The sequence below is a fragment of the Terrabacter sp. 2YAF2 genome (assembly GCF_052114705.1).
Lineage (GTDB): Bacteria > Actinomycetota > Actinomycetes > Actinomycetales > Dermatophilaceae > Terrabacter.
On the sequence record NZ_JBFRFG010000014.1, the window covers coordinates 123,413 to 144,894 of the forward strand.

Below are 21,482 nucleotides of genomic sequence, written 5' to 3' on the forward strand. Positions count from 1 at the left end.
GATGCGGGGCACAGCGACGTGTCGCCGCACGGGCCGCACGGTGAGGAATCCGACTACCGCATGTCAGCGTCACTCGAACAGTCTCGAATCGACGTCATGAAGGCCGCAGCCGCGGCCGTGGCGCCTCCGCCTCGACGGGGACGGGGCCGATCCGGCGGGAACGGCCCCGGCGACATGGAGGAGTTCCTCCGCGCCTACTACCGTCTCGTCGCGACCGAGGACCTGCTGGCTCGCCCGGCGCGTGAGCTCGCGACGATCGCCACCGAGCATCGTGCCTTCGCCCAGCAGCGTCCGGTCGGCACGTTCAACGTGCGGGTCTTCAACCCGACGGCCGAGGACGAGGGGTGGTCGACGAGCCACTCCGTCGTGCAGATCGTCGTCGACGACATGCCCTTCCTCGTCGACTCCGTCGTGGCGGCCCTGGGCGGCTTCGACCGGGGCGTGCACCTCATCGTCCACCCGCAGATGACGGTGGCCCGCGACATCACCGGAGCGCTCCGGTCGGTCGTCACCGACGGGTCCACCACGGTCCAGTCGAGCTCGGTGGGGCTCGTCCGCGAGTCCTGGATGCACCTCGAGATCGACCGGCTGCCGGGCGACGCGCTGCCCGATGTCGAGGCCCACGTGCGCCACGTGCTCGAGAACGTCCGCGACTCGGTCGAGGACTGGCCCAAGATGCGGGCCCACGCGCTCACCATCGCGAGCGAGCTGCGTTCGGCGACACCGCCCGGCACCGACCCGCACCATGCGCGGGAGGCCGGCCGCTTCCTCGAGTGGCTCGCCCACAACAACTTCACCTTCCTCGGCTACCGGGAGTACTCCCTCACGCACGAGGACGGCAAGGACGTCTCGCGACAGGTCCCCGGCACGGGGCTCGGCCTGCTGCGCTACGACCGGCCTTCTGCTGGAAAGGGACTGGTGCTCACGCCGGCTGCCAGCCGGGCCGCTCGCGACTCCACCATCCTCATCATCACCAAGGCCAACTCGCGCGCGACGGTCCACCGCGACGTCTACCTCGACTACATCTCGATCAAGCGCTTCGACGCCCGCGGTGAGTGCGTGGGCGAGCAGCGCTTCCTCGGCCTCTACGCCTCGGCGGCCTACAACGACACGATCCACGACATCCCGCTGCTCGACGTGCGCGCCCAGGAGGTGCTCCGCCTGACCGGCCTCAGCGCCGACAGCCACTCGGGCAAGGACATCCTCCAGATCCTCGAGACCTACCCGCGCGACGAGCTCTTCCAGACGAGCTCGGCGCAGCTCGCCGAGATCGCGACGAGCGTGCTGCACCTGCAGGAGCGCCGCAAGACCAAGCTCTTCCTGCGCCGCGACGAGTTCGGCCGTTTCGTCTCGTGCCTCGTCTACCTCCCGCGCGACCGCTACAACACGACCGTGCGGCTGCGCATCGAGGCCATCCTGCTCGAGGCCTTCGGCGGCGAGAACATCGACAACACGACGCGCGTCAGCGAGTCCACGCTCGCCCGCCTGCACTTCGTCGTGCGTATGCCGACGGGCGCCGACATCCCCGACGTGGACGAGGCGGCCCTCGAGCAGCGCGTCATCGACGCGACCCGCACCTGGGACGAGGACCTCTCCGACGCGCTCGGCGAGGCGCGGGGCCTCGAGGGAGCGGCGCGGACGATGGCGGCCTACGCGAAGGCCCTGCCCGAGGCGTACAAGGAGGACTTCGACATCGCGACGGCGGTCGACGACCTTGACCGCATCGACGCGCTGGGCGAGGGCGACCGCACGACCGGGCTGCACCTCTACGACGATCCCGCGTCCGACGACCCGCGCGAGCGGCGCTTCAAGCTCTACCGACGCGCCGACCTGTCACTGACCCAGGTGCTGCCCCTCTTCACGCACCTCGGCGTCGAGGTCACCGACGAACGCCCCTACGAGGTGCCCGGTCCCGACGGTCGCACCCTGCACATCTTCGACTTCGGCCTGTGTGCCGACGCGCAGACGTGGGGCTCCGGTGACGCTGCCCTCGCGAGCGACGTCCGTGAGCGCTTCGAGGAGGCCTTCCGCGCGGTCTGGGACGGCCGTGCCGAGTCCGACGGCTTCAACGCCCTCGTGCTCGCGGCCGGGCTCACCTGGCGCCAGGTCGTCATCCTGCGCACCGTCGCGAAGTACCTCCGCCAGACCGGCTCGACCTTCTCGCAGGACTACGTCGAGTCGGCCCTCGCCGCCAACACCGGGATCGCCCGCAGCCTCGTCGAGCTCTTCGAGGCGCGCTTCGACCCCGACGCGTTCCCCGACACCGCCGCGGGCCGCGACAAGCGAGCGTCGCGCCAGAAGCACATCGTCACGGGCCTCAAGGAGGCGCTCGACGACGTCGCCAGTTTGGACCACGACCGCATCGTCCGAGGGCTGCTCGGCGTCATCCAGGCGAGCCTGCGCACGAACTTCTACCAGCCCGACGAGAACGGCCACGACAAGGCGTACGTCTCGCTCAAGCTCGACCCCAAGAAGGTGCCCGACCTGCCGGCGCCGCGACCGATGTACGAGATCTGGGTCTACAGCCCCCGCGTCGAGGGCGTGCACCTTAGGTTCGGCAAGGTCGCCCGCGGTGGCCTGCGCTGGTCCGACCGGCGCGAGGACTTCCGCACCGAGGTCCTCGGGCTCGTCAAGGCCCAGATGGTCAAGAACGCCGTCATCGTGCCGACGGGCAGCAAGGGCGGCTTCTACGCCAAGCAGCTGCCCGACCCGGCCGTCGACCGCGCCGCCTGGATGGACGAGGGCATCGCGTCCTACAAGCTCTTCATCTCCGGGCTCCTCGACCTCACCGACAACCTCGTGTCGGGCCAGGCCGTCCCGCCCAACCGGGTCGTGCGCCACGACGAGGACGACACGTACCTCGTCGTCGCCGCGGACAAGGGCACGGCGAAGTTCTCCGACATCGCCAACGGCCTGTCGAGCGACTACGGCTTCTGGCTCGACGACGCCTTCGCGTCCGGCGGCTCGGCCGGCTACGACCACAAGGGCATGGGCATCACCGCCCGCGGCGCCTGGGAGTCGGTCAAGCGCCACTTCCGCGAGCTCGGCCTCGACACGCAGACCCAGGAGTTCACGGTCGTCGGCGTCGGGGACATGAGCGGCGACGTCTTCGGCAATGGCATGCTCCTGTCCGAGCACATCCGCCTCGTCGCGGCCTTCGACCACCGCCACATCTTCGTCGACCCCACCCCCGACGCTGCCACGTCGTATGCCGAGCGCCGGCGGATGTTCGACTTGCCGGGGTCGTCCTGGGCCGACTACGACGAGACGCTCATCAGCCAGGGCGGTGGCATCTTCCCGCGGTCGGCCAAGTCCGTCCCCGTCAGCCCCCAGATGGTCGCGGCCCTCGGCCTGCGCGCCGGCACGAAGTCGATGACGCCTGCCGACCTGATGAAGGCGATCCTCCTCGCCCCGGTCGACCTGCTCTGGAACGGCGGCATCGGCACCTACGTCAAGGCCGCCGGCGAGACCAACTCCGAGATCGGCGACCGCGCCAACGACTCCATCCGCGTCAACGGCAGGGACCTGCGCTGCAAGGTCGTCGGCGAGGGCGGCAACCTCGGGGCGAGCCAGCTCGGCCGGATCGAGGCGGCGCTCGCGGGCGTGCGCATCAACACCGACGCCATCGACAACAGCGCCGGCGTCGACACCTCCGACCACGAGGTCAACATCAAGATCCTGCTCACCGAGCTGACCCGCTCGGGCGAGTTGACGACGAAGCGCCGCAACGCCCTCCTCGCCTCGATGACCGACGAGGTCGCCGAGCAGGTGCTGCGCGACAACTACGAGCAGAACGTCCTGCTCGGCAACGCGCGCGCGCAGCAGCACGGGATGCTCGGCGTCCACGAGCGGCTCATCCAGTTCCTCGAGGCTGAGGGTGACCTCGACCGCTCGCTCGAGTTCCTCCCGAGCGACGCCGAGATCGCGCGCCGTCAGAAGGAAGGACTCGGGCTGACCTCGCCGGAGTTCTCGGTGCTCGTCGCCTACGCGAAGCTCTACCTCAAGAACCAGCTCATCACGACGTCGCTGCCCGACGACCCCTGGTTCGCGGCGACACTGGCCGAGTACTTCCCGAAGCCGTTGCGCACCAAGTACGCCGCCGAGATCGCGGCGCACCCGCTGCGTCGGGAGATCATCACCAACGCCGTGGCGAACTCGATGGTCAACCGTGGCGGCATCACCTTCGCCTACCGGGCCGGCGAGGAGACGGGCGCGTCCCCCGAACAGGTCGCCCGCGCGTACGTCGTCTGTCGTGAGGTGTTCGACCTCGCCGGCTTCGTGCGCCGCGTGGAGGCCACCGACAACGTCGTCAGCACCGCGGCGCAGACGGCGCTCTACCTGGAGTTCCGTCGGCTCATCGACCGCTCGGTGCGCTGGTTCCTCACTTCACGTCCCGCCTCGCTCGACATCGCGGCAGAGGTGGCGCGCTTCCGCCCCGGCATCGAGGCGTTCTCCGGTCGCATCGGTGAGCTGCTCCAGGGCAGCGAGCGGACCCGTCTGCAGCGCCGTGCCCGAGAGCTCGAGGGCAAGGGTGTCCCCGAGGAGCTGTCGCTCGGGGCGGCGTCCCTGCTCGACCTCTACTCCTTGCTCGACTGCATCGAGATCGCGGAGGACACGGGGGAGAAGCTCGACGACGTCGTCGGGGTCTACTTCCTGACCTCCGAGACGTTCTCGATCGATGCGATGCTGACGCGGGTCACGATGCTGCCCCGCGACGACCGGTGGGACGCCATGGCCCGCGGCGCGCTGCGCGACGACCTCTACGCGGTGCTCGAGACCCTGACGCGCTCGGTGCTCGAGGTCAGCAACGCACGCCACGACGCCGCGACCCGGCTCGCCGAGTGGTCCGACCTCAACGCCGACGCGCTCGGTCGGGCGAAGGGGGCGCTCGGGGGGATCGAGCGGATGAGCCACGCCGGCATCGCCGCACTCTCGGTCGCCCTGCGCACGCTGCGTACCGTGACGAAGCCGGCGGCCTCCGGCCTGGCGTCCCCGGTCGAGGTGGCATCGGCCACCGGCGACGAGGCTCCCATGACGAAGGCCGCCGCGAAGGCCGCCGCGAAGAAGAAGGCGCCGGCCACGGCCGGGACGCCGACGAAGGCTGCCGCCGCGAAGTCGGCAACCCGGAAGGCGGCGCCCCGGAAGGCGACCACGAAGGTGGCAACCAAGAAGGCGCCATCGAAGAAGGCGGCGCCCAAGAAGTCGGCCTAGACGTCCACCCGCCGTCCGGTCCGGGGTGCGGGCCGGACGCCGCGGTGTGGCTCACTAGGCTCGAGGCGTGGCAACCCTGAGCGAGCTCCTACGCGGGCGCACGACCCTGCCCGACCACGACGTGGAGTGGCTGCATCTGCTCGTCGGTGACTGGCAGCTCGTCGCCGACCTCTCGTTCGCCGACCTCGTCCTGTGGGTCCGGTCCACCAGCGAGCAATGGGAAGCCGTCGCCCACGTACGCCCGACGACCGGCCAGCTCGTCTTCGTCGACGACCAGGTCGGCCGGGTGGCGGATCCCGGGCGCACGCGCGACCTGCTCGACGAGGCCGCCGCCGAGCAGCGCATCCTGCGCGTGCGTCAGGTCGTCGTGCCCCATGAGCAGGGCCCGGACCAGGCGGTTCGCGAGGAGTACATCCCGGTAGTTCGCGGTGGCCACGTCGTCGCGGTGATGACGCGTCACACCAACCTGTGGACAACCCGCACGCCGAGTCGTTTGGAGCTGACCTACCTCGCCACGGCCGATGCCCTCTGCCGGATGGTGACGGGTGGGGAGTACCCGCACGGGGGAGCCCCGACCGGTCTGCGCCGTGGCGCGCCGCGCGTCGGTGACGGCGTCATCCGCCTCGATGTCGACGGGATCGTGACGTACGCGAGCCCGAATGCCGTCTCGGCCCTCCACCGCCTCGGGCACCTCGGTGAGGTGGTGGGGGCGAGCCTGGCGCAGATCGTCACCGACAACCTCCGCGAGTCCTTCCCGGTCGACGAGGGGCTGCCGCTCGTCGTGACCGGTCGCCAACCCTGGCGCACCGAGGTCGTCGCAGCCGGGACCACCGTCTCGATGCGGGCGATCCCCCTCACCGAGGCCGGCCAGCGGTTCGGCGCCATCGTGCTGCTGCGTGACGTCGGCGAGCTGCGGCGTCGTGAGCGCGAGCTCCTGACCAAGGACGCGACGATCCGCGAGATCCACCACCGCGTCAAGAACAACCTCCAGTCGGTGGCTGCCCTGCTGCGCCTGCAGTCACGTCGGCTTCCCGACGGCGAGGCCAAGGCTGCGCTCGCCGAGGCCGAGCGCCGGGTCGGGACGATCGCCATGGTCCACGACCAGCTGAGCCAGGGCTTCGACGAGACCGTCGACTTCGACACGATCGCACAGCGTGGGCTCAATGCCGTCGTCGAGGTCTCGGCCAACGGGGCCCCGGTCCACACCGTCACGCAGGGCTCGTTCGGGAGGCTGCGGGCCGAGGACGCGACGTCTCTCGCGATGATCATGAGCGAGCTCGTCCAGAACGCCATCGAGCACGGTCTCGGCGCCGCCGGGGGAGAGGTCCGGATCGGCATCGAGCGCGCGGCGGACGACCGGGGTCAGCCGACGGTCGTCGTCTCGGTCGAGGACGACGGCAAGGGCATCGACCCGGCCCGCCGGCCGGGCTCGGGACTGGGGACCCAGATCGTCCAGTCGCTCGTCGGCGACCTCCAGGGCCGCATCACGTGGGAGCCCGTCGTCCCGCACGGCACCCGGGCCCGGTTCACCGCGCGACTGCGCCCCATCAGCTGACGCGGTGCCGGACGGCCCCCACCCAAGGGCAACCAGACGGCATACGCGGGCACCCAAAAGCCCGGCGACCGTGACGGTCACCGGGCTCGCGGACGGTGGTCGAGCGGGGCCTCTCGGGCCTCGTCAGGGGCTCAGCCGGCGCGACGGGCCCGCGCGTTGCGGCGCTTCAGGGCTCGGCGTTCGTCCTCGGAGAGGCCGCCCCACACGCCGGCATCCTGGCCGGTCTCGAGGGCCCACTTGAGGCAGGTGTCGATGACCGAACAGGTCCGGCACACAGCCTTCGCCTCCTCGATCTGCAGGATGGCCGGGCCGGTGTTCCCGATGGGGAAGAACAGCTCCGGATCGGCCTCCAGGCAGGCAGCGCGGTCGCGCCAATCCATGTGGCGTGCTCCTTCATGTATGTCGGTTCGGCACCGACGTCCGGGTGTCGGTCGCGGTGCATGTGCTCGGGGCGCCAGCGTCGTTGTCGGAGCCAAGTCATGGTGTCGTCAGGTCACAGGGGATGACTCCCTGACCAACGGAAACGCGCACGAAGATGTTCCGTACGCGTTGCGGGCCATGATCCAGTGTGAACAGCAACCATGTCCGTGTTCAACGCCTAGGCCGCGGATCACACCAAGGATTGAGTCTATCGGCAGTCGGCTCCCAGTTCCATACCTCAGGGCCGCGGGTGGCGCCGAACCCCGGCCCAGACGCCCCTCGCGGCGCGATCGATAGGCTGAGGACGTGACCGAATCGACGTCCCCGGCCCGCACCGTGCGCGGATCCCACCGTGCGGCAGGGCTGCTCACGCTCGTCGAGGCCGTGGCCGTCCTGGGCTTCGCCCTCTTCTACGTCTACGAGATGGTGACGGGCGCCACAGACGACCTGGCCCGTGCAGCCACCTCCGGCGTGCTCATCCTCGTCTTCGGCCTCGGACTGCTCGCCCTGGCTCGGGGCTGGGCGCGTGCGGCGGACTGGCCGCGGACCCCCACGGTGCTCTGGAACGCGCTCCTGCTGCCCGTGGCGTGGTCGCTGCACGAGTCCGACCGCACCCCGCTCGCGCTCGCGGTGGGAGTCATCGCGGTGGCGAGCATCGCCGCTGCCGTGTCAGCTCCCGGCCGCCGTGGCCACGGGGACGGCAGTGGGGACAGCAGTGGGGACGGCAGTGGGGACGGAGACGGTCGTCACGGGGGAGGGGCTCCCGCCTGATCCGGGGACGGCTGCCCCCGAGGCGGTCACCCGGCCGCCTCCGCGCCCCTGGCCGAGCGGAAGGCGTCCACGGCATCCTCCACGGAGTCGAAGACGACATTCGCCGGGAGCTCGTCCAGCACGCCGAGGGTCGACAAGGTCGCGCGCAGGTTCGGGTCCGCCGCGGCCAGGGCGAAGGTCGCGCCGCGGGTCTGGACGAACTTCACCAGGTCCTTGAGGGCGGCCCCGGCGGAGAAGTCGACGTCCGGGATCGACGAGCAGTCCAGGATCAACCACGACACCGGATCGGGCGCACTCGAGATGAGCTTCTGCACGTTCTCGGAGAACTGGTTCGCGTTGGCGTAGAACAGGTCTGCGTCGAAGCGGAACACGAGGAGGCCGGGTGAGCTCTGCATGCCGGGCTCGGCGCGCGCATACGTCTCCTTGCCGTCCCGGGTGACACTGACCACGAACTGGTGGGGCCGGTACTGGCGCCGGACCATCTCGACGAGAGACAGCACGACGGCGAGGACGATGCCCTGCTCCACGCCGACGGCGAAGACGGTGACGGCGGTGATGACCGCAACGTAGAACTCGCTGCGTCGGGCGGCCCAGACGCGGCGGAGACCGGCTACGTCGACGAGGTCGACGCCGATGAGGAAGACGATGGCCCCCAGCACCGCTTTGGGCATGTCGGTGAGGGCACCGGTGAGGAAGAGCAGGACTACGAGGACGACGACCGCCATCGTCATGTTGGCGACCTGCGACTTGCCGTGCTGGCCGTCGAGGATCTGGGTCTTGGTGGGGCTCCCGTTGACGACGAAGGTGCCGGTGAGGCCCGCCGCGACGTTCGCGCCGCTCAGCCCGACGAGGTCCTGGTTGACGTCGACTTGCTCGCCGTGCCGCGACGCGAAGCTCCGCGACGTGGCCGCGCTCTGGGCGATGATGAGCACGAAGCACGAGAAGGCGACCCCCGCGAGAACGGGGATGTCGGACCAGCCGACGCCCTGGGGCAGCCCGATCGGCGGGAAGCCACCCTGAACGGTCCCGACGACCGCCACCCCGTGAGTGGACATCTGCAGCGACGCCGACACGATGATCGACAGCACCACGGCCACGATGGCGCCCGGCACCGCCCGTGCGAACCTCCTGAATCCCAGGATCAGCGCCAGGGTGCCGATCGCGAACGCCAGGGTCGGCAGGCTCGTTCCGCCGAGATGGGTCAGCGTGTACCACTGCTGCTCGAACCAGTTCCCGCTGCCCTTCGAGATGCCCAGCATGTCCGGGATCTGTCCGGTGAACACCTGGATGCCGACGCCGGTGAGGAAGCCGATGAGCACCGACGCGGACAGGAAGTCTCCCAGGAACCCCAGGCGCAGCAGCCGGGCGAGGAGGAGGAGCGCTCCGCAGACGAGCGCCGTGAGGGACGTCAGGGCCAGCCACTGCGGTGTGTCAGGTACCAGACCGGCGATCCCCATCGCGGCCAGGCCCGAGGCGAGGATCGCAGCCGTCGCCGAGTCGGCTCCGACCACCAGGAGCCTCGAGGAGCCCAGCAGGGCGAAGGCCAGGGCGGGGAACAGGATCGTGTAGAGACCGGTGACCACGGGCACCCGGGCGATGGACGTGTAGCCCATCGTCTCCGGGATCGCGACGGCAGCCAGTGTCACGCCGGCCAGGACGTCGGACCGGAGCCACGTCATCCGGTACGCGCGCAGCGCCGGAGGTACGGGGATCACCGCCATCGGCACCACCTCCATCGTCGGCAGCAGTCTGCCCAGAACCAGTAGGCATCGTGGCAGCACGGAGAGTCGCCACCCGTGGAGGGTGAAGTGCGAGGTGTCCTCATGACCGCGGACGCCTCAGCCGAGGTGGCGGCGGGCGGCCGACCCGGAAGGCGTCAGCTGAGGGAGAGCCAGTCGTTCCAGCCGTTGTGGAGCACGAGCCAGGCGATGAGGCCGTAGCCCGCCTGTCCCGGGTGCGCCCGGTCGGGGCTCGCCGCGAGGTCGGCCATCCACTGGTCATGGGTGGCCAGCGGGCGGTAGCAGTCGACATAGGTGATGCCCCGGCGTGAGCAGACGTCGGCCTGCGCCTCGGCCAAGGCCTCGATCTTGCGGTTCATCTCGGCGTCGAGGGTCGGTGTCAGCCCGACGACGAAGACGCCGATGCCCGCGTTGGTCGCCTCGTCGAGGACGTTGGCGAGGTTGAGCCGCGAGCGGGCCATCGTCATGCCCGTCAGCACGTCGTTGGTGCCCACGCTGAGCACGAGGCGGCGCTCCGAGCGCCCCTTCCAGCGGGGGTGGCACTCGGCGCCCCACCGCGCCACGACGTCGCCGGACGTGTCGCCGCGGACCCCGAGGTTGTAGGCCGTCAGGTCGAGGTCGGGGTGCTGCGTGCGGGCGACCACACGACCGACCCAGCCCAAGCCCTTGGGGTCGCCGTAGCCGGCCGTCAAGGAGCCGCCGATGAAGACCATGCCGACGTCGCGGACGCCCTCGGCGACCGTGAACTCGGCACTGGGCGTGTAGTAGGGGTCGTCCGCCGCGGCTGCGGACGTCGGTCCGTGCGAGGCAGTGGCAGGCGCACCCGGCGCCGCCGGCTCGGGAGCGGGTGCACCGGCATACCGCGCCGGGTTGTCGGTGGTGAACCGGGTGTGGGACGACGGGTAGGCCGGCCCCACGCCGTAGGGCTCCCTCGGCGCGTCGGTGTCCGTGTCGGCGGTGTCGCCTCGGTCGCTGCGGTCGCTCACGTGCTCAGTCCTCGTCGTCGTCCAGTCGGGCGAGCCACGTCGCGAGTCGCTCGACCGGCACCTCGAACTCGGGGTTGAGGTCGACGAACGTGCGCAGCTGCTCGGCAAGCCACTCGATGGTGACCTGCTCCTCGCCGCGCCGGGTCGCCAGCTCCTCGATGCCCCTGTCGGTGAAGTACACCTTGGGAGGCTATCGCGTGCAGGGGCGGGGCTTGCGCAGGCGGGCCGAGGACGTCGGTCCGATCTGGTCGGGGGAGACCGTCGCGGGCGTATGCCCTCAGCTGGGGATGCAGCGAGGGACCCCGCCGACGTGGCGGGGTCCCTCGCTGCACCGGCGCCGGCTCAGCGGCCGAAGGCGCGCTCCATCAGCTCGGCCTGCTCGACGGCGTGCTTCTTCGAGGAGCCGGTGGCGGGCGATGCCGCCGCCTTGCGGGCAACGACGCGCCACGGCCGGGTCTCGCCGAGGTCGCAGAGGTCCTCGTGGAGCCACTGGGCCATGAGCGGCCACGCGCCCTGGTTGCGGGGCTCGTCCTGGACCCAGACCAGCTCGGCGCCGGGGTACCTCGAGGCCGCGTCGACGATCTCCTTCTCCGGGATCGGGTAGAGCTGCTCGACGCGGATGACGGCGGTCGAGGTGTCGCCGCGCTTCTCCCGCTCGGCGTCGAGCTCGTGGACGATCTTGCCGCTGGCGAAGAGCACCCGCGTGACGTCCTTCGTGACGCCGTCGTGGTCGGCGAGGACCGGCTGGAAGCCGCCCTGCGTGAAGGCCTCGACCGGGCTGGCCGCCGCCTTGCTGCGCAGCATCGACTTCGGGGTGAAGACGACGAGCGGCGTGCGCGGACGGGCGTAGGCCTGGCGGCGCAGCAGGTGGAAGTAGCTCGCCGCGGTCGACGGGTAGGCGACCGTCATGTTGTTCTCGGCGCACAGCTGCAGGTAGCGCTCGATGCGGGCCGAGCTGTGGTCGGGCCCCTGCCCCTCGTAGCCGTGCGGCAGGAGCAGCACGACCGAGCTGCGCTGGCCCCACTTCTGCTCGGAGCTGGAGATGAACTCGTCGACGATCGTCTGTGCGCCGTTGCCGAAGTCGCCGAACTGGGCCTCCCACAGCACGAGGGCGTCGGGGCGCTCGACGGAGTAGCCGTACTCGAAGCCCATGGCGGCGTACTCCGACAGGAGCGAGTCGTAGACCCAGAAACGGGCCTGGCCCTCGCCGAGGTAGAGCAGCGGCGTCCACTCCTCGGCGTTGTTCTTGTCGATGAGGACCGCGTGGCGCTGGACGAACGTGCCGCGGCGGCTGTCCTGACCGGCGAGCCGGATCGGGGTGCCCTCCTTGAGCAGCGTCCCGAAGGCGAGCAGCTCGGCCATCGGCCAGTCGATGCCACCCTCGTGGACCATCTGGGCGCGCTTGTCCATGAGCTGCTTGAGCTTCGGGTGGATCGTGAAGCCCTCGGGCGGGCTCACGAACGTCTCGCCGATGTGGACGATCTCGCTGGCCGGGACGCCCGTCTCGGTGGCCGAACGGACCGGCGCGACGTCGTCTTGGACCTGCGCCGTCGGGCGCTCGAGACCGGCGTTGTCCGGGGCGTCCGAGTCACGGTCACCGGCCGGGGCCGAGGCGCCGGCGGCCTGCGCCTTCTTGGCCTCGCGCGTCTCGACGAAGACCCGCTCCAGCTGCTGCTGGTAGTCCCGCAGCGCGGCCTCGGCGTCCTCGACGCTGATGTCGCCGCGGCCGATGAGCGACTCGGTGTAGAGCTTGCGGACGGAGCGCTTGGCCTCGATGAGGTTGTACATCAGCGGCTGCGTCATCGACGGGTCGTCGCCCTCGTTGTGACCGCGGCGGCGGTAGCACACCATGTCGATGACGACGTCCTTGTTGAACTCCTGGCGGAACTCGTAGGCCAGCTCGGCCACGCGCACGCAGGCCTCGGGGTCGTCGCCGTTGACGTGGAAGATCGGCGCCTGGATCATCCGCGCGACGTCGGTCGAGTACACCGAGGAGCGCGAGCTGCTCGGGGACGTCGTGAAGCCGACCTGGTTGTTGATGACGACGTGGATGGTGCCGCCCGTGCGGTAGCCGCGCAGCTGGGAGAGGTTGAGCGTCTCGGCCACGACGCCCTGACCCGCGAAGGCCGCGTCGCCGTGCATGAGCACGGGGAGCACGGTGAACGACTCGCCGCCGAGGTTGAGTCGGTCCTGCTTGGCGCGGACGATGCCCTCGAGCACGGGGTTGACGGCTTCGAGGTGCGAGGGGTTGGCGGCGAGGTAGACCTTCGTCTTGCTGCCGTCCTCGGAGACGAACTCGCCCTCGGTGCCGAGGTGGTACTTCACGTCACCGGAGCCCTGCACCGACTTGGGGTCCTGGGTGCCCTCGAACTCACGGAAGATCTGGCCGTAGGACTTGCCGGCGATGTTGGCCAGGACGTTGAGGCGGCCACGGTGCGGCATGCCGATGCAGACCTCGTCGAGGTTCTCGCTCGCGGCGCGGCACAGGATGCGGTCGAGGAGCGCGATGACGGACTCGCCGCCCTCGAGCGAGAAGCGCTTCTGCCCGACAAACTTCGTCTGCAGGAACGTCTCGAAGGCCTCGGCGGCGTTGAGGCGGCGCATGATCCGCATCTGCTCGTCGCGGTTGGCCTTCTCGTAGGGCCGCTCGACCTTGTTCTGGATCCACTTGCGCTGGTCGGGGTCCTGGATGTGCATGTACTCGATGCCGACGGTGCGGCAGTACGAGTCGCGCAGGATGCCGAGGATCTTGCGGAGCTTGAGGAACGGGTAGCCGCCGAAGCCGCCGGTGGCGAAGGTGCGGTCGAGGTCCCACAGCGTCAGGCCGTGCGTGGTGACGTCGAGGTCGTGGTGACGGCGCTGCTTGTACTCCAGCGGGTCCGTGTCGGCCATGAGGTGGCCGCGCACGCGGTAGGCGTGGATGAGCTCCTGGACGCGCGCCACCTTGTTGATGTCGTCGTCGTGCGAGGAGTCGATGTCCTGGATCCAGCGGACCGGCTCGTACGGGATGCGCAGCGACTCGAAGATCTCGTCGTAGAAGCGGTTGGCGCCGAGGAGGAGCTGGTGGATGATCCGCAGGAAGTCGCCGCTCTGGGCACCCTGGATGATCCGGTGGTCGTAGGTCGAGGTGAGCGTGAGGATCTTGCTCACGGCGTTCTTGTTGAGCGTCTCGTTGCTCGCGCCCTGCCACTCGGCGGGGTAGTCGAGGGCGCCGACGCCGATGATGGCTCCCTGGCCCTTCATGAGGCGGGGGACCGAGTGGACGGTGCCGATGCCGCCGGGGTTGGTCAGCGAGATCGTCGTGCCCTGGAAGTCCTCGACCGTGAGCTTGTTGGCGCGGGCCTTGCGCACGATGTCCTCGTAGGCGGTCCAGAAGTGGACGAAGTCCATCTCCTCGGCCGACTTGATCGAGGGGACGACGAGGGTGCGGCTGCCGTCGTCCTTCTGCAGGTCGATGGCGAGGCCGAAGTTGACGTGGGCCGGCCGGACGAGAGCGGGCTTGCCGTCCTTCTCGGTGAAGCCGTTGTTCATCTCCGGCATGAGGGCCAGGGCCTTGACCATGGCGTAGCCGATGAGGTGCGTGAAGCTGACCTTGCCGCCACGCGAGCGGGCCAGGTGGTTGTTGACGACGACGCGGTTGTCGATGAGGAGCTTGGCCGGGACGGCGCGCACGCTCGTCGCAGTCGGAACGGTGAGCGAGACCTCCATGTTGGCGACGACGCGTGAGGGCGCGCCGCGCAGGGGAGTCACGATGTCCTCGCTGACCGGGCCCGTGCCCTTGACGGCGGGGATGTCGCGCGGCTTCGGGGTCTCGGCCGTGGGCTCGCCCTTGGGTTCGGCCTTCGCCTCGGCTGGCTTGGCCGCGGGGGTGGCCTTGGCCGTGGGGGCGGCCTTGGCCGCGGGGGCCTTCGCCGCGGGGGCCGCCTTGGCCTCGGGTGCCTTCGTGGTGCTGGCGCTGGTGGCCGCAGCCGAACCGTTGGTCGAACCGTTCGCCGACCCGGTGCCGGCAGGAGCGCTCGCGGTCTGCGTCCGCGTCGCCGTCGCGGTCGCCGTGCGGCTCGGGGCCGCGCTCGTGTCGGCCTCACCCGGCCGGTAGTCCTCGAAGAACCCCCACCAGGCCTTGTCGACCGATGTCTTGTCCGTCAGGAACTGCTGGTAGAGCTCGTCGACGAGCCATTCGTTCGGCCCGAATGCTGCAATCGGGTCACCGGACGTGGACTGATCGGACACGGCGAATGCGCCTCTTTCGTTTGGCTCGGGTGCGTCGTTGCCTATACAGGGGTCAAGCCTAGACCCGAGTGTCGCGATACCGGACGGCGGCACGGTTGTCGAGCCCGCGGTTCGACGAGGCTTTCGTCACGTCGCCCGGGCCCGGTCAGGTGATGTCGGAGCGCAGCGTCCGCCACGTCCCGAGACCGGCCATCACGGCGGCATACGCCATGAGCACGAGGGCGCCGGCCCACCAGGACAGCTGGTCGACCGGCTGCCCGTTGAAGCCCCCGCTCGAGGACTCGAGCATGGCGCTGGTGGCGCGGCTCGGCAGGTAGGGCGAGAGGCTCTTGCCCCAGTCGGTCAGGGCAAGGACGAGGCCGAGCACCGGCTCGACGATCCACGCGACCGCGACCGAGATGAGAAGTGCCGCGACCTGGTTGGGGATGAGGATGCCGGCCCCGAGGCCGATGAGCGCCCAGAGGCCGAGGACGAGCAGCGAGAGGGCGAGCGTGCGCCAGATCGAGGTGTCGGCGAACGGGGCGATGCCCTTGGAGGTCAGCACCAGCGTGCCCGCGCCGACGGCGCCGGCGAGGGAGAGCAGGCCGTAGAGCACCCCGATCGCGAGAAGCGAGATGACCTTGGCGGCCATGACGCGACCGCGCCGCGGGATCGCGAGGAAGGTCGCGGTGATCGTCTGGTGGCGGTACTCCGAGCCGATCGTGAGCACGCCGATGGACAGCGTCAGCAGGTAGCCGACCTGCAGGCCGCCGGTGAAGACCGCCTTGGCTATGGCCGCGTCGGTGCGCGGCGCGGCCGCGGCCTGCGGCCCCTGCACGACGTCGCTCGTGAAGACGAACGCGAAGAGGACGGCGAACGCCGCACCGCTGAGGAGCACGGCGATCGCCATGCCCCACCAGAGACGCGTGGTGAAGAGCTTGCGGAGCTCGGCTCGCACCGCCGCGGTCATCGGAGATCTCCTTCGCGCTCGGGGTCGCCCGCGGGCGGGGTGGGCTCGGCGAGCAGGGCGGGGTCGATCGGCGGTCCGCTCGGAGGCGGCAGGTCGGCCGGGACGCGGCCCGACGGGCGAGCGTCGAGGTTGCGGTTGCGGTGCTCCTCGCTCTCGGTGAGGTTGAAGAAGAGCTCCTCGAGGTGTGTCTGCTCCGTGCGCAGCTCGTGGATCGCGACGTCGCTGGCATGGGCAACGTCGCCGACGACCGCGAGGTCCTCGGTCGTGACCCGCAGGCCCTGCCCGCTCGGCGTCACGGTGAGGCCGCGGTCGCGCAAGGCCTGGGAGAGCCGGTCCGGGTCCGACGTGCGGACGTAGGCCGTGGGCTCGCCGCGCAGCTCTTCGACGGTGCCCTGGGCGACCCGCCGACCGTTGGCGATGATGACGACGTCGTCGACCGTCTGCTCGACCTCGGACAGCATGTGGCTGGAGATGAGCAGCGTCCGGCCCTCGTCGGCGAGGTGGCGCAGGAAGCCGCGCAGCCAGCGGATGCCCTCCGGGTCGAGGCCGTTGGCCGGCTCGTCGAGGATGATGACGCGAGGATCGCCGAGGAGGGCGCCGGCGAGGCCCAGCCGCTGTCGCATGCCCATCGAGTAGCCGCCGGCCCGCTGGCGAGCGGCGGCGGGGATGCCGACGAGCTCGAGCAGCTCGTCGACACGCGAGTCCGGCACCCCGGCCACCGCGGCCTGGACGCGCAGGTGGTTGCGTCCGGTGCGTCCCGGGTGGAAGTTCGTCGCCTCGAGTGCCGACCCCACGACGGTGAGCGGGTTGGGGATCTCGGCGTAGCGGTGGCCGTCGATGGTCGCCGTGCCGTCCGTGGCACGCACGAGACCGAGCAGCATGCGCAGGGTCGTCGTCTTGCCGCTGCCGTTCGGTCCGAGGAACCCGGTGATCCGACCCGGCTCCACCTCGAAGTCGAGGTGGTCGACGGCGGTGAAGGAACCGAACCGCTTGGTCAGACCGCGCACCGCGATGCGCCCGGTGAACTCCGGTCGTCCGTGCACCAGCCTGCTCCCTCCGTCGGCCTGCGCGAGCGCCGCGGGCCCCCGCCGTGATGGGCCCAACTCAACCACACGGCATACCTCGTCCCCGCGGAGGCGGAGCCGGACGATCCGGTCCGCCTGCCGCCTGCCGCGCTCCATATAGTGGGCGCACCATGACCTTCCTTCGCGACCGGCTCCCGGATGGACGGGCGGTTCTCCGGTGACCGAGTGGCTCCTCGTCCTCGGCGCCGTGCTGCTCACCGCGGGCACCGCGCTCTTCGTCGCCGCGGAGTTCTCCCTCGTGGCGCTCGACCGACCCACGGTCCAGAGAGCCATCGACGAGGGTGACTCCCGCGCCCGGGTCGTGCTCCAGTCGCTCAAGCAGCTCTCGACCCAGCTCTCGGCGGCGCAGGTCGGCATCACGATCACGACCCTCGTCGTCGGCTACCTCGCGCAGCCGTCCATCGGGGCGCTCCTCTCGGGTCCGCTGGCCGGGCTGGGGCTCTCCGCCGGTGCGGCCGAGGCGGTGTCGAGCTCCCTGGCCCTGCTGCTCGCGACGATCTTCTCGATGATCTTCGGTGAGCTGCTGCCGCAGTTCCTCGGCATCTCCGCGCCGCTCCCGACGGCGAAGGTCGTGGCGCTGCCCGTCCGCGTCTTCGCCGTGGTCGCCAAGCCGCTCATCATCGTGCTCAACGGCTCGGCCAACGCCTTCCTGCGTGGGCTGGGCATCGAGCCGCAGGAGGAACTGTCGGGGGCGCGCACGCCCCAGGAGCTCGCGAGCCTCGTCCAGCGCTCGGCCGAGGCGGGCACCCTCGACATCACGACCGCACGCATGCTGACCCGCTCGCTCGGCTTCGGCGAGCGCACGGCGGACGACGTCATGACGCCGCGCGTGCGCTGCACCGGCATCCACCGCGACGAGTCCGCTGACGACGTGCTGCGGCTCTCACGGCGCACCGGCCACTCGCGCTTCCCGGTCCTCGGCGAGGACTGGGACGACGTCGACGGCGTCGTCCACGTCAAGAAGGCCATGGCCGTCCCACACGAGCGGCGCAAGGACGTGCCGGTGTCGGCGCTGATGTCCGACCGCCTCGTCGTGCCCGAGACGATCCGCCTCGACCCGCTGCTGCGCGAGCTGCGTGAGGGGGGCTTCCAGATGGCCGTCGTCGTCGACGAGTACGGCGGCACGTCGGGCATCGTCACGCTCGAGGACGTCGTCGAGGAGATCGTCGGCGAGGTCTCCGACGAGCACGACCGCAGCCGGCAGGGGGGCCGTGAGCTCATCGACGGCTCGTGGACGGTGCCCGGGCTCTGGCGCCCCGACGAGGTGCGCGACGCCTTCGACGCAGACGTGCCCGACGGGTCGACCTACGAGACCATGGGTGGCTTCGTCATGACGAGCCTGGGTCGCGTACCCGTCGTCGGCGACGTCGTGCGGGTGCCCGGCTGGCGCATCAACGTCGTCGGCATGGAGGGTCGCCGGGTCGACCGCCTCCGTTTCGTCCCGGACCCCGAGTCCGCGCCGCAGGACGGCAGCGGGCACCACCGCGTCAGCGACAGCGGCCCCGCCCAGAACGGAGCCGCCGGACCCACCGGGCGTATGCCGTCCGCCGGGGGATCGGGGGACCCGTCGTGAGCGGTCCCTGGGTCTACCTCGTCTCGGTGCTCCTCCTCCTGGGCAACGCCTTCTTCGTCGGCGCGGAGTTCGCGGCCATGGCGGTGCGGCGCTCGACGCTCGAGCCGCTCGCCGACGCCGGGAGCAAGCGCGCCCAGTCGTGCCTGCTCGCGCTCGAGCGCCTCGGGTCGATGCTCGCGACCGCGCAGCTCGGCATCACGGTGTGCTCGGTCGGGCTCGGCGCGCTCGCCGAGGCCGCCCTGCACCACCTCTTCGAGCCGATCTTCGCCCAGTGGGGGCTGTCCGACGCGTGGGCGAGCGGTGTGGCCCTCGCGCTGGCGCTGCTCGTCGTGTCCTACCTGCACGTCGTCGTCGGCGAGATGATCCCCAAGAACCTCGCCATCGCCGGACCCGATCGCGCGGCCCTCGTGCTCGTGCCGCCGCTCTTCTTCATCGCGAGCGCCCTGCGCCCGATCATCCGGGCGATGGAAGGGGTCGCGAAGGCCCTCGTGCGTCTCTTCCGGGTCGAGCCGAAGGACGAGATCACCTCGGCGTTCACGGTCGAGGAGGTGGCCCACATCGTCGGCGAGTCGAGACGGGAGGGGCTCATCGAGGAGGAGCGCCACGGCCTGGTCGCCAAGACGCTCGAGTTCTCAGACAAGCGGGCTCGCGAGGTCGCGGTCGACGTGCGCTCCCTGACGACGGTCGAGCTCGGGGCCACTCCGGCCGACATCGAGCGCCTCGTCGCGAAGCAGGGGTTCTCGCGGTACCCGGTCCGCGACGCCGCTGGTGAGATCGCCGGCTACCTCCACCTCAAGGACGTCCTCTACGCCGACGACGAACGGCACGAGCAGCCCATCCCGCCCAAGCGCGTGCGCCGGCTCGCCACCGTGCGCGAGGACGACGACGTCGAGGACGTGCTCGCGACCATGCAGCTGACGGGCGCCCACCTCGCGCGCGTCATCGACGGAGATGGGGTCGTGACGGGCGTCGTCTTCCTCGAGGACGTCCTCGAGGAGCTCGTCGGCGAGGTCACCGACACGACTCAGCGCTGACCCGACGCTGACCTGACGCTGACCCCGCGCTGAACGGCGTCCCCCGCGGGGTAGCCCCGCCCGTCAGTCGTCGGCGCGCCCGAGCCAGTCGAGGTATGCCGTGCCGCGCGGTGAGAGCTCGTAGCCGACGTCGTGGCTGATGGTCAGGCCCAAGGCCTTGAGCTTGCGGATGTCGACCTTCATCGGGAGCAGCTCGACGCCGCGCAGGGCCGCGAGCTCCTTGGACACGACCCGAGGGTTCTCGCGGATCCACTCGAGGATCTCGCGCGTCCACGGACCTGTTGCTCGGGCGTCCAGCCGACCGAGCCGGGTCGCGATGTCGCGCATGCTCTCGTCGTCGGGGAGGCTCTCGCGCAAGGCGATCCGCGGGTCCTCACCGGCCCAGCTGAGCCTGATGCGATAGACCGTGTCGCCGCCCCGGCCGCCGCGGGCCGAGGGCTGGCGCTCCCTCGGCGTCAGGAACTTCTGGAGCGTGGCGAGGTCCTTGAGGCCGGCCCTCCTCGCATCCGCCTCCGTGAGGCGGTCGGGGTCGCGGACCCGACTGACTCCGTCGAACCGGACGAGGCCGGCAGGGGTCAGCTGCAGGCCGCCGACCTTGACCCGCGGAGCGTCCCAGCGGCGAAAGGCCTGCGTGACCCTGCCGGCTCGGATGGCCTCGGCGACGGGCTTGGAGATCAGCACGGCCTCATCGTGGCACGCGCGGCGGGTGGTGGCCGGGGGAGACGCCGGGGGGCGGTCGGCCGGCGCTCTCACGCTGGCGGACCGCCCCTCGGCGCCACAGTGCCCCCGGCAGTGTCCGATCTCAGGACATCGGAATGGGCTGTCTCAGGACATCGGAATGGCGTGTCGCAGGTCATCGGCATAACCGGATCCGGCAGGGTCGGTGGTGTCGAAGCGTCGTCTTGTCATCACAGCCGTCCTGGCCGGKTCCTCGCAGTCCGAGGTTGCCCGCACGTACGGGGTYTCGCAGGGCTGGATCAGCCGCCTCATGGCCCGGTACCGCGCCGAAGGGGAAGCGGCGTTCGAGCCGGCCTCGCGGGCCCCGCACACCTCGCCGGGGGCCACCAGCGCCCGGGTCATCGAGCTGATCCTGCAGCTGCGCACCGAGCTAACCGGTCAGGGCCACGACGCCGGTGCGGACACCATCGGCTGGCACCTGTTGCACCGCCACCGCGTGAAGGTGTCCCGGGCCACGATCCACCGGATCCTGGTGCGCCATGCCGCCGTCACGCCGGACCCGAGCAAACGGCCCAAGTCGTCCTACATCCGGTTCGAGGCCGACCTGCCGAACGAGACCTGGCAGTCCGACTTCACCCACTACCGCCTCACCGGCGGCCGGACCAGCCTCGARGTCGAGCTACGCCGGCTCGGGATCACCCAGAAGAACTCCCGCCCGAACCACCCCACCACCTGCGGGAAGGTCGAACGCTTCCAACAGACCCTGAAGAAATGGCTCCGCGCGCAACCCCGGCAGCCCGCCACGATCGCACAGCTGCAGGCCCTGCTCGAGCAGTTCCGTGAGCAGTACAACCACCACCGGCCGCACCGCTCCCTGCCGCACCGAGCCACCCCCGCCACCACCYACCGGGCGCGGCCCAAAGCCGCCCCCGGGGACCGCAGCAGCGACACCCACGACCGCGTCCGCACCGACAAGGTCTCCAAGACCGGCAACCTCACCCTGCGCCACAACGGCCGGCTGCACCACATCGGCATCGGCCGAACCCACGCCGGAACCTACGTGCGGCTCCTGATCCAAGACCTCGACATCACCATCATCGACGCGGYCACCGGCGAGCTCCTGCGCCAGCTCGTCCTGGACCCCAGCCGTGACTACCAACCCACCGGACGCCCCACCCGGACCCGCACAAACGAATGAGCCGGACCTACATTCCGTAGGTCCGGCTCATTCCGATGTCCTGAGACATCACA

The 21,482-nt window shown here is 70.5% G+C and carries 14 protein-coding genes; 6 read left to right on the plus strand and 8 right to left on the minus strand.

The genetic code is table 11. From position 1 onward, the window contains the following. Positions 1-96: 96 nt before the first annotated feature. Together AB4030_RS15630 and AB4030_RS15635 are read left to right on the plus strand one after the other, a co-directional pair. Positions 97-5,211, plus strand: coding sequence for an NAD-glutamate dehydrogenase (locus AB4030_RS15630; protein WP_442280130.1), 5,115 nt, complete (start codon positions 97-99; stop codon positions 5,209-5,211). A 67-nt stretch (positions 5,212-5,278) separates the two neighbouring features. Further along, entirely contained in the window at positions 5,279-6,766 is a 1,488-nt protein-coding gene (locus AB4030_RS15635; RefSeq protein ID WP_442280131.1) for a sensor histidine kinase, read from the plus strand. Positions 6,767-6,897: 131 nt separating this feature from the next. Here AB4030_RS15635 and AB4030_RS15640 read toward each other — a convergent pair whose 3' ends face one another. Beyond that, positions 6,898-7,146 carry a WhiB family transcriptional regulator gene (locus tag AB4030_RS15640; protein WP_442280132.1) on the minus strand — a complete coding sequence of 83 codons (249 nt, stop codon included), beginning with the start codon at positions 7,144-7,146 and terminating at the stop codon, positions 6,898-6,900. 346 nt (positions 7,147-7,492) lie between these two features. Between AB4030_RS15640 and AB4030_RS15645 the strand changes: the two genes are divergently transcribed. Beyond that, positions 7,493-7,957 carry a hypothetical protein gene (locus AB4030_RS15645; RefSeq protein ID WP_442280133.1) on the plus strand — a complete coding sequence of 155 codons (465 nt, stop codon included), beginning with the start codon at positions 7,493-7,495 and terminating at the stop codon, positions 7,955-7,957. A gap of 26 nt (positions 7,958-7,983) precedes the next feature. Here AB4030_RS15645 and AB4030_RS15650 read toward each other — a convergent pair whose 3' ends face one another. The 6 genes from AB4030_RS15650 to AB4030_RS15675 all read right to left on the minus strand — a co-directional run bounded on the left by AB4030_RS15650 (position 7,984) and on the right by AB4030_RS15675 (position 16,904). Beyond that, the gene (locus tag AB4030_RS15650; RefSeq protein ID WP_442280134.1) at positions 7,984-9,678 is read right to left on the minus strand and encodes a SulP family inorganic anion transporter; all 1,695 of its coding nucleotides are present in this window, start codon (positions 9,676-9,678) and stop codon (positions 7,984-7,986) included. A gap of 155 nt (positions 9,679-9,833) precedes the next feature. Beyond that, entirely contained in the window at positions 9,834-10,682 is an 849-nt protein-coding gene (locus tag AB4030_RS15655; protein WP_442280135.1) for a GDSL-type esterase/lipase family protein, read from the minus strand. Between the two features lie 4 nt (positions 10,683-10,686). After that, positions 10,687-10,863: a DUF6104 family protein gene (locus AB4030_RS15660; RefSeq protein WP_442280136.1), complete on the minus strand. Its 177-nt coding sequence runs from the start codon at positions 10,861-10,863 to the stop codon at positions 10,687-10,689. A gap of 161 nt (positions 10,864-11,024) precedes the next feature. Then, the gene (locus AB4030_RS15665) at positions 11,025-14,912 is read right to left on the minus strand and encodes a multifunctional oxoglutarate decarboxylase/oxoglutarate dehydrogenase thiamine pyrophosphate-binding subunit/dihydrolipoyllysine-residue succinyltransferase subunit (protein ID WP_442280137.1); all 3,888 of its coding nucleotides are present in this window, start codon (positions 14,910-14,912) and stop codon (positions 11,025-11,027) included. A 145-nt stretch (positions 14,913-15,057) separates the two neighbouring features. Then, positions 15,058-15,861 (minus strand): ABC transporter permease, encoded by an 804-nt coding sequence (locus tag AB4030_RS15670; protein WP_442280138.1) that lies wholly within the window; start codon positions 15,859-15,861, stop codon positions 15,058-15,060. After that, positions 15,858-16,904: an ABC transporter ATP-binding protein gene (locus AB4030_RS15675; protein ID WP_442280139.1), complete on the minus strand. Its 1,047-nt coding sequence runs from the start codon at positions 16,902-16,904 to the stop codon at positions 15,858-15,860. The genes AB4030_RS15670 and AB4030_RS15675 overlap by 4 nt, the downstream gene beginning before the upstream one ends. 199 nt (positions 16,905-17,103) lie before the next feature. Here AB4030_RS15675 and AB4030_RS15680 point away from each other — a divergent pair, with 199 nt between their 5' ends. Together AB4030_RS15680 and AB4030_RS15685 are read left to right on the plus strand one after the other, a co-directional pair. Further along, positions 17,104-18,519, plus strand: coding sequence for a hemolysin family protein (locus AB4030_RS15680; protein ID WP_442280140.1), 1,416 nt, complete (start codon positions 17,104-17,106; stop codon positions 18,517-18,519). Next, positions 18,516-19,553, plus strand: coding sequence for a hemolysin family protein (locus tag AB4030_RS15685; RefSeq protein WP_442280141.1), 1,038 nt, complete (start codon positions 18,516-18,518; stop codon positions 19,551-19,553). The genes AB4030_RS15680 and AB4030_RS15685 overlap by 4 nt, the downstream gene beginning before the upstream one ends. 63 nt (positions 19,554-19,616) lie before the next feature. Here the strand turns inward: AB4030_RS15685 and AB4030_RS15690 are convergent, their stop codons facing one another. Then, on the minus strand, positions 19,617-20,234 hold the full coding sequence (locus tag AB4030_RS15690) for an ASCH domain-containing protein (RefSeq protein WP_442280142.1): 618 nt from the start codon (positions 20,232-20,234) through the stop codon (positions 19,617-19,619). A 205-nt stretch (positions 20,235-20,439) separates the two neighbouring features. On the opposite strand from AB4030_RS15690, the gene AB4030_RS15695 reads away from it, so the two are divergent. Continuing rightward, positions 20,440-21,429, plus strand: a complete 990-nt coding sequence (locus AB4030_RS15695) for an integrase core domain-containing protein (protein WP_442280143.1) — start codon at positions 20,440-20,442, stop codon at positions 21,427-21,429. Positions 21,430-21,482 lie beyond the last annotated feature (53 nt).

Bases quoted from the DNA above. Each gene is read 5' to 3' on its own strand.
- AB4030_RS15630 (WP_442280130.1), top strand. From the start codon at position 97: ATGAAGGCCGCAGCCGCGGCCGTGGCGCCTCCGCCTCGACGGGGACGG.
- AB4030_RS15640 (WP_442280132.1), bottom strand. From the start codon at position 7,146: ATGGATTGGCGCGACCGCGCTGCCTGCCTGGAGGCCGATCCGGAGCTG.
- AB4030_RS15650 (WP_442280134.1), bottom strand. From the start codon at position 9,678: ATGGCGGTGATCCCCGTACCTCCGGCGCTGCGCGCGTACCGGATGACG.
- AB4030_RS15670 (WP_442280138.1), bottom strand. From the start codon at position 15,861: ATGACCGCGGCGGTGCGAGCCGAGCTCCGCAAGCTCTTCACCACGCGT.